We start from the raw sequence: 13,077 nt of genomic DNA, 5'->3' as shown, positions 1-13,077 counted from the left end.
TATTTTAAAGGCAATAAAAAACGAGCCATTTGGCTCGCTTTTAATAACACTAACAAACTACACAGTAAGCTCTTTGGTAAGCGAATCAGCATACCCCATCTTAGTTAACGCAGTGCGAACAATATCTAATGTCATTGGATCTTCAATGGTAGCTGGCACAGTATATTCATTGTTATCAGCGATTTTACGCATGGTGGCACGTAATATTTTGCCTGAACGAGTTTTAGGTAACTTTTGTACTGCACTCACTAATCTAAAAGAAGCGACTGGGCCAATTTCATGTCGCACTAAAGCCAGTAACTCTTTGTAAAGTTGCTCATCTGATAAATTAACGCCATTTTTAAGCACCACTAACCCGAGTGGTACTTGGCCCTTTAACTTATCTTGTACCCCAATGACCGCAGCTTCAGCCACTGCATCATGCTGACATAACACTTCTTCAAAGCGACCAGTCGATAAACGGTGCCCTGCGACATTAATAATGTCATCAATACGGCTCATGATATACAGGTAACCATCTTCATCAATGTAACCCGCATCACCCGTTAAATAGTACCCTTCATACATCGACAAATAACTGTCTACATATCGTGCATCATTATTCCAAAGGGTACTAAGATTACCAGGCGGCAATGGCAGCTTAATGACCACGTTACCGCTTTCATTAGCAGGTACTTCATCACCCATGGCATCGAGTACCTCTACTTGATAACCCGGTACTGGACGTGCTGGCGATCCCGCTTTTACTTCAATGGGATCAACCCCCATCAAATTCGCAGCAACAGGCCAACCTGTTTCGGTTTGCCACCAATGATCAATAACTGGCTTATTGAGTTTATCTTGTGCCCAATAAAGGGTATCAGGATCGCATCGCTCACCCGCTAAGAACACTTGGCCTAAACAAGATAAATCGACGCCTTTAAGCAGCTCACCATTGGGGTCTTCGCGTTTGATCGCACGAATGGCAGTAGGCGCGGTGAAAAAACTGTTAACTTTATATTGCTCAATGATGCGCCAAAAAGCGCCAGCATCAGGGGTGCCTACAGGTTTCCCCTCATACATTAGTGTTGTTGCACCAGCCATTAACGGCCCATAAACAATATAAGAATGACCAACCACCCAACCCACATCAGATGCAGCCCAAAATACATCGCCTGCTTCAATATTATAAATGTGCTTCATCGACCATGTCATAGCAACCGCGTGACCACCATTGTCACGCACGACGCCTTTGGGTTGCCCAGTGGTGCCCGAGGTATACAGCACATATAAAGGGTGAGTTGATTCAACTGGCACGCAATCCACAAATGGGGCATCCGCTATTGCAGTCTGCCAGTCAGCATCTCTCACAGGTTGCATCTCAGCACTATACTGGGGACGATTTAAAATAACGCAGTGATTCACTTCATGGCTAGCTTGATTTAATGCTTCATCTAAAAGCGGTTTGTATTTCACTACGCCTGATGGCTCGATACCGCACGAAGCCGAAAGAATTAACTTGGGTTTAGCGTCGTTAATGCGTGTCGCTAACTCATTTGCAGCAAAGCCGCCAAACACTACAGAATGAATAGCACCAATCCGCGCACACGCTAACATCGCGTAAGCAGTTTCAGGCACCATTGGCATGTAAATCACCACCCTATCGCCTTTTTCAATGCCAATAGACTGCATATAACCCGCTAAACGGCTTACTTGAGATAGTAATTCTTGATAGCTAATACTGTATTGGTTTTGCGTCACTGGACTTATATATTCGATTGCAGTTCGTTCGCCATGACCTGCTTCTACATGTCTGTCGACTGCGTTATAACAGGTGTTCATTTCACCACCAGCAAACCACTTATAAAACGGCGCGTTAGACTCATCAAGCACTTGCTTGAATGGTGTAAACCAGGTTACAGCCTCTGCTGCCTGTTGCCAAAACCCTTGCTTATCTTGCAAAGATTGCTGATGCATTTGCTTTCCTAATCCAGCCATCTTTTACTCTCCAGTAAACTGCTTGTCAGTTAATTTTAAATCGTAGTGATTATTTTTATTTCATTATGGCGTGGTTAAAAAATAAACCCTATTAGACCAAGGGATATAGCATTTCATGGATTAAATAAGGATTTTTAATCTGCACTTAATGAGTTAACGTATTGAAATTAAAACACTCGTATAAATTTTCATGTCACCTATTTAGCAAAACTTGATATAATGCCTAGTGCTAACTTGAGCTATGACTGGTGAATGCTCACCTTGATTGGCAAGCACGATTTACAAAAATCCCCGCTAAAAAAGCCGTTACAAACTGGCAGCAAACTTTACCTTTACGTAAACTTCATATATCTTGCATCAAAAGACGTACTTTTGGTGAAACGATGAGCGCAAATTTAAATCCACAATCCACTTATTCAATTAGTGATTTATCAAAGGAATTTGATATCACCACACGGAGTATTCGTTTCTACGAAGACCAAGGGTTAATTAAACCTAAACGCCGTGGGCAAACCCGTATTTACAGTCTGAAAGACCGTGTACGTTTAAAACTTATTTTACGTGGTAAGCGCCTAGGCTTTTCGCTAGCTGAAACCCGTCGTTTGTTTGAACTTTACGATGCTGACAAAAGCAGCACATCGCAGCTGCACACCATGCTTGATTTAGTCGAAGAAAAGAAAGCATCACTGCAACAGCAAATGGACGATATTAAAGTGGTATTAATGGAGCTTAATTCGGCAGAGCAACAATGTAGAGCAGCCCTTAAAGAAGAAGCTTAAATACTTATTTTAAATAACCATTGAGATACCAATAACTCAACAAATAGAAGTTAATCTCAAAAGGTATGCATCAGCTCATATAGCGCTCAAGTAAATAGCACGTTAATACAGATAGTTACACCAAGTCGTAACATCAAGCAGGAACACCAAGCAATAACACCGAGAGGTAGCGGAACTCATCGCCGCTATTTTTGAAGTAACAAGTAAAACAACATTGAGCCCGTACAAAGAGATGGGCCAATAACAACATAACAAGCTTGACCATAAAAATTATAAGCCCAAGAAACAACATAGTTTCACGGCAGCAGTAACCTATATTCAACAGGACACAAGACAATGACATCACTCTACACAAGCCTTAATTTCGGCCTGGGCGAAGACGTGGACATGCTTCGCGACGCCATCCACGACTTTGCCAGCAACGAGATTGCTCCAATCGCTGCTCAAGTTGATCAAGACAATGCATTTCCTAACCACATGTGGCCTGTTTTAGGCGAAATGGGGTTACTGGGTGTAACTGTGCCTGAAGAGTTTGGCGGCGCTAACATGGGCTACCTTGCCCACGTGGTCGCAATGGAGGAAATCTCCCGCGCATCTGCTTCTATCGGCCTAAGTTATGGTGCCCACTCAAACCTTTGCGTTAATCAAATTAACCGTAATGGTAACGATGCGCAGCGCGCAAAATACCTACCTAAACTTGTCAGCGGCGAACATATCGGCGCATTGGCGATGAGTGAGCCTAATGCAGGTTCTGATGTGGTATCAATGAAGCTTAATGCCCGCAAAGAAGGTGACCGTTACATTCTTAACGGCAACAAAATGTGGATCACTAACGGCCCTGATGCTGACACTTTGGTGATTTACGCTAAAACCGATATCGACAAGGGCCCACACGGTATTACAGCCTTCATCATTGAGAAAACATTCAAAGGTTTCAGCACAGCGCAAAAGCTCGATAAATTAGGCATGCGCGGCTCAAACACTTGTGAGTTGGTATTTGATAACTGTGAAGTACCAGAAGAGAACATTCTTGGCGGTCTGAATAACGGCGTCAAAGTGTTGATGAGCGGCTTAGATTACGAACGTGTTGTGCTATCCGGTGGTCCACTTGGGATCATGAATGCCTGTATGGATATTGTTGTACCTTACATTCACGAGCGTGAACAGTTTGGTAAATCAATCGGTGAGTTCCAGCTTATTCAAGGCAAAATCGCTGACATGTACACAGGCATGAATGCTGCAAAATCTTATGTCTACAACGTAGCAAAATCATGCGATCGCGGTGAGACGACCCGTAAAGATGCTGCTGGCGCTATCTTATACAGCGCAGAGCTAGCAACCAAAATGGCACTCGATGCAATTCAGTTACTCGGCGGTAACGGTTATATCAATGAATATGCAACGGGCCGACTACTGCGTGATGCCAAGCTATATGAAATCGGCGCAGGCACCTCTGAAATTCGCCGTATGTTGATTGGTCGTGAACTGTTTAACGAAACAAAATAATCAGCAAAACGCTAATTATCTATACACCAAAAAGCATAACCTAAGCCTTTTTTTAAATGGCCACATTGAAAGTGTTATTGCGAAGCATGGTTGGGAGTTCCCCCCATTGTCTCAGCCATGCTATCGCGCCACTTGACTCATTAAGGATATGAATTGTGACGCAATTGAGCAGCCGTATTAACTCCCGCAGCGATGAATTTAAAGCCAAGCATAACGACATGGCCGCACTCGTCGATGATTTAAAAATCAAACTCGCTAAGATTGAGCAAGGTGGTGGCCCTGTCGCCCTTGAACGTCATCTATCGAGAGGTAAACTGCTCCCGCGCCAACGAGTGGAAAAACTGCTCGACCCAGGTTCGCCATTTTTAGAAATCTCCCAATTTGCCGCCTATGAAGTTTATGATGAAGCCGTTCCAGCAGCAGGCGTAATCGCAGGTATTGGTCGTGTCAGTGGCGTTGAATGTATGATTATCGCCAATGACGCAACCGTTAAAGGCGGCACTTACTACCCTATTACCGTCAAAAAGCATTTACGCGCCCAAGACATTGCCAGTCGCTGTCATTTGCCATGTATCTACCTTGTCGATTCTGGCGGCGCAAACTTACCACGCCAAGACGAAGTATTCCCCGATCGCGACCATTTCGGGCGCATCTTTTATAACCAGGCGCAAATGTCAGCTAAAGGCATTCCGCAGGTAGCTGTCGTGATGGGCTTATGCACTGCTGGCGGTGCTTATGTACCCGCAATGGCAGATGAATCGATTATCGTAAAAGAGCAAGGCACCATCTTTTTAGCTGGACCGCCATTAGTGAAAGCGGCAACTGGTGAAGAAGTCTCGGCAGAAGAGTTAGGCGGCGCTGAAGTGCATACCAAAATCTCTGGGGTTGCCGATCACTTAGCTCAAAATGATGACCATGCACTTGAGCTTGCCCGTAAATCAATTTCTCGCCTTAATCATCAAAAAGAAATTGCCGCGCAATTAAGCCCTGTTAAACCGCCAAAGTTTGATGTTAACGAGCTTTACGGCATTGTCGGCACCGATCTTAAAAAACCATTTGATGTCAAAGAAGTCATCGCCCGTATGGTCGATGATTCAGATTTTGATGAATTCAAAGCCAATTACGGCAACACGCTGGTTTGCGGTTTCGCCCGTATTCATGGCTACCCCGTCGGCATTGTGGCTAATAACGGTATTTTGTTTTCAGAGTCAGCCCAAAAAGGCGCTCACTTTATTGAGCTATGTTGCCAGCGAAAAATTCCATTACTGTTTTTACAAAACATCACCGGGTTCATGGTCGGTAAAAAGTACGAACATGAAGGCATTGCCAAGCACGGCGCAAAAATGGTTACCGCCGTATCCTGTGCAAATGTGCCTAAATTTACTGTGATTATTGGTGGCAGTTATGGCGCGGGTAACTACGGCATGTGCGGCCGCGCATTCGAGCCAACCATGATGTGGATGTGGCCCAATGCACGCATTTCAGTCATGGGGGGTGAACAAGCGGCAGGCGTATTAGCCACAGTACGCCGTGATGGTCTCGCCCGTAAAGGCCAAGAATGGTCTGATGAAGACGAGCAAGCATTCAGAAAACCGATTGTTGAGCAATACGACAAAGAAGGTCATCCGTATCATGCCAGTGCTCGTTTATGGGATGACGGAATCATCGATCCTGCGCAAACTCGTGATGTGGTTGGTTTAGCCTTATCGGCGGCATTAAATGCGCCTATTGAAGACACCAAGTTTGGTGTATTCCGCATGTAATTGCGGATAAATAGGAGCAGATAATGACAAACACAACAGCCATAAAAAATGACTTTCTAAAAAATGATTATCAATACATCCAATGTCAGCTAAACCAAGGTGTTGCTGAGCTAATATTAAACCGTGTTGAAAAGCATAATGCCTTCGATGAAGTGATGATTAGCGAAATGATCAGCGCCATTGAAGCCTTTGCTATCAACAGTCAATGCCAGCAATTGATACTGCGAGCAAACGGTAAAAACTTCAGTGCAGGTGCTGATTTAAATTGGATGCGCAAACAAGCAAAAATGGACTTTGAGCAAAACCTTAGTGATGCCAACGAACTGGCCAAGTTAATGCACGTGCTAGATAAGTTCCCTAAACCGACTATCGTTTTAGTCAATGGTGCAGCCTTTGGTGGCGCACTTGGGCTAATTTGCTGCTGCGATATTGCCATTGCCAATGAACGTGCCAGTTTTTGCTTAAGCGAAGTCAAACTCGGGCTTATTCCAGCAGTGATAAGCCCATACGTGGTTCGCGCAATGGGTAACCGCCAAGCAAGGCGCTACATGCTAACCGCCGAGCGATTTAGCGCAGAGGTTGCATTAACTCATCAAGTTATTCATGAAATAAATGATGACTTAGATGCAGCTGCAAAACCATTTATTGAAGCTTTTAATGGCAACAGTCCTCAAGGTATGGCGTGGGTTAAAACCTTAGTGTCACACCTTGAAGATGGCGTTATTGATGACGCTACCCTCGCCCATACCAGTGAGCAAATTGCTCGCATTCGTGTGTCAGATGAAGGCCAAGAAGGCCTTAATGCATTCTTTGAAAAACGCTCGCCAGCTTGGATAAGCAACCAACAACAAAACGCCAAGACTGATGCACAAGGAGCCAAATAATGTTTACCAAATTATTAATTGCTAACCGCGGTGAAATTGCTTGTCGCATTATTAATACCGCCCGCGCAATGGGCGTTCGCACTGTTGCTTTATATTCCGATGCCGACGCCAATGCCCGTCATGTTGCCATGGCAGATGAGTCATTTCATATTGGTGGCAGCGCACCAGCTGAGTCATACCTTAAAGGCGATTTGATAATCGATATCGCCAAAAAATCAGGTGCTGAAGCGATACATCCAGGTTACGGTTTCTTATCTGAAAACGCAGGTTTTGCTCGCAGCTGTGAGCAAAACGGCATAGCCTTCATTGGTCCAGGCAGCGATGCCATTGACTCAATGGGCAGTAAAAGCGCCGCAAAAATCATTATGGGCGCAGCCAATGTACCGCTAGTGCCGGGTTACCATGGCGATGCACAGGACGACAACACCTTACTTGCTGAAGCAGAAAATGTCGGCTATCCCATGCTGATTAAAGCAGCCTATGGCGGCGGTGGTAAAGGCATGAAAATCGTTGAAAACCAAGCTGAAGTGCTTGATGCGATTAACTCCGCTCGCCGTGAAGCGGCATCATCGTTTGGTAATGACAAACTGTTGATGGAACGCTATTTGCGCCAGCCTCGCCATGTTGAAGTGCAAGTATTTGCCGATACTTTTGGCAACACCATTTACTTATCTGATCGTGATTGCTCAATTCAACGTCGCCACCAAAAAGTGGTCGAAGAAGCACCAGCCCCAGGTTTGTCTGATGCTCTGCGTCAGCAAATGGGTGAAGCCGCTGTTGCTGCAGCCAAAGCGATTGATTATGTGGGCGCAGGTACGGTTGAATTCTTATTAGACACCGACGACAGCTTTTACTTCATGGAAATGAATACCCGTTTGCAAGTAGAGCATCCAGTAACCGAAATGGTCACAGGACAAGACTTAGTAAAATGGCAGTTAATGGTGGCCAGCGGCAGTGAGTTACCCCTTAAGCAAGATGAGGTCAGTATTCACGGCCATTCATTTGAAGTACGTATCTATGCTGAAGATCCCCGTAATGAGTTCCTGCCAGCGGCGGGTAAACTAAACTTCTTACGTGAGCCTGATCAAAACCGTCATGTGCGTATTGATTCTGGTATTCGTGAAAACGACGTCATCAGTAACTTTTACGACCCGATGATTTCAAAATTAATCGTATGGGACGAATCTCGCCCACGTGCGCTGCAGCGTCTGACTCATGCATTAAGCTCATACCAAATTAGCGGTCTTAAACATAACATCGAGTTTTTAGCTAATATCGCTGAGCATCCCGCATTTGCTGAAGCTGATTTTTGCACTGACTTTATCGAACGTTACGCCAGCAGTTTAATTGGTGACGTCACCAATGAGTCGGATAATGCCCTCGCCTTAGCAGGCCTTTATCAAGTGCTTTCTCGTCAAGAGACCGCAAAGGTTAACGCCACCAATAGCGACGACCCATACTCGCCTTGGGGACAAGTCAGTGGCTTTAGGCTCAATAGCGCCAGCGTGCACCATGTAGCGCTACTCGATGATGAGCAAACGTTGCAAAACTTAGTCATTACTGACTTAGGTGATGCTTTACACCTTGGCCTAAACGGTCAAGCGCTCAAGCTTGCTGGTTCCATTGTTGATGACATGTTATTAGCTGAAATTAACGGCCATAAAAGTAAGGTCCCAGTCAGCCATGAAGGTGATGATTTTACTCTTTTCTTACCGTCTGGCAGTTACCACTTTAAAGCGGTTCAGGCACAAGTTGCCGAAGACACAGCAGACAGTGCGGATAAACTAAAAGCGCCAATGAATGGCACTGTGGTCACTCACTTAGTTGAGGTGGGCGATAGCGTCACTGAAGGCCAAGGCTTATTAGTGATGGAAGCGATGAAAATGGAATACACCATTGAAGCGCCATTTGATGGTGTGGTCAGTGAGTTTTACTTCCAAAGCGGCGAACTCGTGACCGATGGTGCTCAGCTATTAAATGTCGAAGCGCTTAATGTCGAAGCTCTGAATGTAGAAGCTGCAGAAAAGGAAGCCTAATGATGAATGCAGCGAGTCTTCCTAACAAAGTCAGTATTTTTGAAGTTGGCGCCCGTGATGGCTTACAAAATGAAAAGGCTGTTAGCACCCAAGATAAACTGACCTTAATTGAGCAACTCGCCGATGCAGGGGTCAAGCGTATTGAAGCCGCCAGTTTTGTGTCGCCTAAATGGGTGCCACAAATGGCTGATTCAGGTGACGTGCTTAAAACTGTCAAGCGTAAACAAGGCGTGGTCTACTCTGCTCTTACCCCCAATCTAAAAGGGCTGGAACTTGCACTTGACGCTGGCGCCGATGAAGTTGCCATCTTTGGCGCGGCATCTGAAAGCTTCAGTCAGCGCAATATCAACTGCTCTATTGAGGAGTCGATAGCACGCTTTGAGCCAGTCATGGCACTGGCTAAGCAAAGAAACATCCCCGTTCGCGGCTATGTTTCCTGTGTCCTTGGTTGCCCTTACGAAGGTGACATTGATATTAACGAAGTCGCTCGAGTGTCTGAAATACTTTACAAAATGGGCTGTTACGAGATTTCACTTGGCGACACCATAGGTGTTGGCACGCCCATTAAAGCCCGTAAGATGGTTGAAGCCGTTGCTAAATTAGTCCCGGTTGAAAAACTGGCGCTGCACTTTCATGACACCTACGGCCAAGCATTAGCTAATATCGCAGCCTGCTTAAGCACAGGCGTTAGCGTGATTGACTCATCCGTTGCAGGCCTTGGCGGTTGCCCGTATGCCAAAGGCGCATCAGGCAATCTTGCTACCGAAGATGTGGTTTACATGCTGCACGGGATGGGCATCGAAACCGGCATTGATTTAACCAAGCTTGCTAAAGCAGGTCAGCTAATAAGCCACACTTTAGGCAGAACAACAGGCTCAAAAGTGGCACAAGCTATTTGCGCAGAATAAACCGTTTTTAGCTAAGTAAGCTTTTTAGCTAATAAACTTTTTTGCTAATAAGCTTTTTGCTAATAAATAGTAAGTAGATAGCAGAACAAATACATCGCGATGGGCATTAATTGCCACTCGCGCAATACAGAAAAGGACAAGATGATGGCAGGACTCAACAAAGTCGTTCACAGTTACGATGAAGCCCTAAACGGCCTCAGTAATGATATGACCATTATGGTCGGCGGTTTCGGATTATGTGGCATTCCAGAAGGTCTGATTAATCACATGGTCAAAATGGGTGTCACTGGATTAACCGCTATTTCAAATAATGCCGGTGTGGATGACTTTGGTTTAGGCTTGCTACTAAAAGAGCGCCAAATTGCCACGATGATCGCCTCTTATGTTGGTGAAAATGCCACTTTTGAGCAACAAATGTTGTCTGGTGAACTTAATGTCATCTTAACGCCACAAGGCACGTTAGCTGAAAAGATCCGTGCTGGCGGCGCAGGTATCCCTGCCTTTTTCACCGCTACTGGTTACGGCACACCGATTGCTGACGGTAAAGAAACCCGTGAAATCAAAGGCCGTCATTACGTGCTTGAAGACTCATTGACCGCTGACTTTGCCCTTGTTCGAGCTTGGAAAGCTGACACCATGGGTAACTTAATCTTCCGTAAAACCGCAGCGAACTTTAACCCTATGATGGCGACTGCTGGCAAAATCACCGTGGTAGAAGCTGAAGAAATTGTGCAGCCAGGTGAGTTAGACCCTAACCATATTCATACCCCAGGTATTTACGTTGACCGCGTAATTCAAGCAAGTTTTGAGAAGCGCATCGAACAACGTACTGTCAAACCAAACGCAGCGGCAGCAAAATAAGGAGCAAGACATGGCATTATCAAGAGAACAACTTGCTCAACGTGTAGCCCAAGAAATGCAAGATGGCTTTTACGTTAACTTAGGTATCGGTATTCCGACCTTAGTGGCTAACTATATTCCTGAAGGCATGAGCGTGATGCTGCAATCTGAAAATGGTTTATTAGGTATGGGCGAGTTCCCAACTGAAGACAGCATAGATGCAGACCTTATCAATGCAGGTAAGCAAACCGTTACTGCTGTTGATGGCGCATCGTTTTTCTCATCGGCAGAAAGCTTTGCGATGATCCGTGGCGGCCATGTTGATTTGACCGTACTCGGCGCATTTGAAGTCGATGTAAATGGTTCAATCGCCTCATGGATGATCCCAGGCAAGTTAATTAAAGGCATGGGCGGCGCCATGGACTTAGTGGCTGGGGCTGACAATATTATTGTCACCATGATGCATGCTGACAAAAAAGGTAACTCTAAGTTACTGCCTTTATGCGAGCTGCCTTTAACGGGTTATGGCTGCATTAAACGCGTGATGACAGACTTAGCCTTTATGGAAATCAAAGACGGCGCATTCCACTTGTTAGAGCGTGCCCCAGGAGTGTCGGTTGAAGAGATCCAATCTAAAACTGCCGGTAAGTTAGTGGTGCCAGAGCATGTACCAGAAATGGTGTTTTAACTTCTAGCCAAAAGTTAATGTGTTGGCCTTTTTAAAATCAAAAGCGAGCTTCATTGGAGGTTCGCTTTTTTGTTGGTGATTGGCAATTCAATTACTCAGAAAGATTAAGAGATGCCAAACTGCGTTTGGATTGATTGAGGTTTAAAAGGTTAACGTCGTGGCGCTTCGCCCACACCAGACGAAAGGGAAACAACAGCATTTCCCTTTTCGATATCCCTTGCCGCTCCAACGAAGTGTTTTTCCTCTGACTAACTAAGCCAATTCACTACCGCCTCAGATTCGCCATCCTTGGCTCAACTGAGGCTATGTCGGCATCCTGCCTCCAACACGTGAATTGACTTAACGTCATCGGACACTTCGAATGGAGATTGTTGAATCGGCGAGCTTATTTAAAGTTGAAAATGCGTTTGAAAACACTCAGTAAATGTAGATCCATTTGATCGAATAGGAATAGAATAGCCTCATACCTAAGCATTTAAGGAATAAGAAATTTATGGGTAAAAGTAGTAAAGCTCAAATGGATACAATGTTAAATTTACTAAAGTGGTTCGCTTTTGCAGGAATACTAATAGCAGTAGTAATGATAGCTTTCTACTTCTGGCATATAAGAGGACCTATTTCTCATAATCAAAATGATTGGGCATCTTTAGGTACATTTTTCTCAGGTATTTTTTCTTTTTTAGGTGCTATTGGCACTGTAGGTGTAATGCTATTAGGAATTAAGCAATTTAAAATCCAACAAGAGCAAATCGCTTCTCAAACTGAAAGGCAGGATACGTTCGAAAAAAAGCAGGATTATAAGTGGGAAAAAGAAAATGAAATGCTAAGGTTTCAAAAGTATCAAATGCACTTTAATCAATTTGATAACCTACTAGTCAACATAGAAAAAGAGCATTCAATTTCATTTAAAAATAGAGCAGGATTATACTTTGAAATATTCCCTTCTAATAGCTTTGAAAACTGCAGCTTTTTACCTGAAATGTCTAACTCTGCATTCTCTAACACAGAATCTAACCTAATCTGGTTACAAAAAAAAATAGAGGAATACAACCAAACGCCTAATGCTAAAAATTTCAGAGAAGTTAATTATGCAATCAAATCTTTAACAGAAATGCTTGATGTATCTTTCGAAGATACTGCCCAAAATAAAATCCTCGACTTGGACTCAAAAAACTATTTACCACATATCATTTCTACAATTGACTTAATGAATAAAATTCGTTCATTCAGTGGATTAAAACTAAACAAAGAATATGACCTTTTAGATTTTAACTTGAGATTTTTCAATAATAAAGTAATGCATTATGACTCTGGATTATACAAAAGTGGGCATAGTGGAAATTTCCTTAATTTGATTGTTTTAATCAGTGAAGCTATTTATCACAATCCTACGGAACATCCAGCCCTTTACGCTATCACCTCAAAAATATACTCATCAAAAGAAATCAATTTGAATGAAAATTTTTATCGACAAGCAAAATTTGATGAACTAAAAAAAGCAATAATAGAAAGTCAATTGGAATTGACAGAAGTAGAAGTATTGATTGAACATTTAGATAAATATTTGAATGATTGAATTTTTGCTAATAGTGAATATGAAGTTTAAACAGATTACAGCAAACTTTCTTTTCCGAATAAGTGGGGTCAGAGTCTGACGAATCCCCACGAAATAATTATTAGAAACAACAAGATATTG

10 protein-coding genes are annotated in these 13,077 nt (G+C 43.8%); 9 read left to right on the top strand and 1 reads right to left on the bottom strand.

Annotated elements, in window-relative coordinates; translation table 11 throughout:
- Nucleotides 1-57: 57 nt before the first annotated feature.
- Nucleotides 58-1,977, bottom strand: a complete 1,920-nt coding sequence (locus LMH66_RS19370; protein WP_229372444.1) for a propionyl-CoA synthetase — start codon at nucleotides 1,975-1,977, stop codon at nucleotides 58-60.
- 383 nt (nucleotides 1,978-2,360) lie between these two features.
- On the opposite strand from LMH66_RS19370, the gene LMH66_RS19365 reads away from it, so the two are divergent.
- From LMH66_RS19365 to LMH66_RS19325, 9 genes are all read left to right on the top strand, one after another.
- The gene (locus LMH66_RS19365; protein ID WP_102528841.1) at nucleotides 2,361-2,756 is read left to right on the top strand and encodes a MerR family transcriptional regulator; all 396 of its coding nucleotides are present in this window, start codon (nucleotides 2,361-2,363) and stop codon (nucleotides 2,754-2,756) included.
- 336 nt (nucleotides 2,757-3,092) lie between these two features.
- Complete coding sequence (locus LMH66_RS19360; protein WP_102528832.1) at nucleotides 3,093-4,262, top strand: isovaleryl-CoA dehydrogenase; 1,170 nt, start codon at nucleotides 3,093-3,095, stop codon at nucleotides 4,260-4,262.
- A gap of 155 nt (nucleotides 4,263-4,417) precedes the next feature.
- Entirely contained in the window at nucleotides 4,418-6,025 is a 1,608-nt protein-coding gene (locus LMH66_RS19355; protein ID WP_229372442.1) for a carboxyl transferase domain-containing protein, read from the top strand.
- Between the two features lie 23 nt (nucleotides 6,026-6,048).
- Nucleotides 6,049-6,909 (top strand): enoyl-CoA hydratase-related protein, encoded by an 861-nt coding sequence (locus tag LMH66_RS19350; protein WP_229372440.1) that lies wholly within the window; start codon nucleotides 6,049-6,051, stop codon nucleotides 6,907-6,909.
- Nucleotides 6,909-8,945, top strand: coding sequence for an acetyl/propionyl/methylcrotonyl-CoA carboxylase subunit alpha (locus LMH66_RS19345; RefSeq protein ID WP_229372438.1), 2,037 nt, complete (start codon nucleotides 6,909-6,911; stop codon nucleotides 8,943-8,945). The genes LMH66_RS19350 and LMH66_RS19345 overlap by 1 nt, the downstream gene beginning before the upstream one ends.
- Nucleotides 8,945-9,853 (top strand): hydroxymethylglutaryl-CoA lyase, encoded by a 909-nt coding sequence (locus LMH66_RS19340; RefSeq protein WP_324295202.1) that lies wholly within the window; start codon nucleotides 8,945-8,947, stop codon nucleotides 9,851-9,853. The genes LMH66_RS19345 and LMH66_RS19340 overlap by 1 nt, the downstream gene beginning before the upstream one ends.
- 144 nt (nucleotides 9,854-9,997) lie before the next feature.
- Nucleotides 9,998-10,714 (top strand): CoA transferase subunit A, encoded by a 717-nt coding sequence (locus LMH66_RS19335; RefSeq protein WP_229372436.1) that lies wholly within the window; start codon nucleotides 9,998-10,000, stop codon nucleotides 10,712-10,714.
- A gap of 10 nt (nucleotides 10,715-10,724) precedes the next feature.
- Nucleotides 10,725-11,381 (top strand): 3-oxoacid CoA-transferase subunit B, encoded by a 657-nt coding sequence (locus LMH66_RS19330; protein WP_229372434.1) that lies wholly within the window; start codon nucleotides 10,725-10,727, stop codon nucleotides 11,379-11,381.
- A gap of 493 nt (nucleotides 11,382-11,874) precedes the next feature.
- Nucleotides 11,875-12,957, top strand: a complete 1,083-nt coding sequence (locus LMH66_RS19325) for a hypothetical protein (protein ID WP_229372432.1) — start codon at nucleotides 11,875-11,877, stop codon at nucleotides 12,955-12,957.
- The last annotated feature ends 120 nt before the right edge of the window (nucleotides 12,958-13,077 follow it).

The organism is Shewanella sp. 10N.7, from assembly GCF_020806285.1.
Classification (GTDB): domain Bacteria; phylum Pseudomonadota; class Gammaproteobacteria; order Enterobacterales; family Shewanellaceae; genus Shewanella; species Shewanella electrodiphila.
Note: the sequence above shows the minus strand (reverse complement) of the source record. Positions and strands in the feature narration are given on the sequence as shown.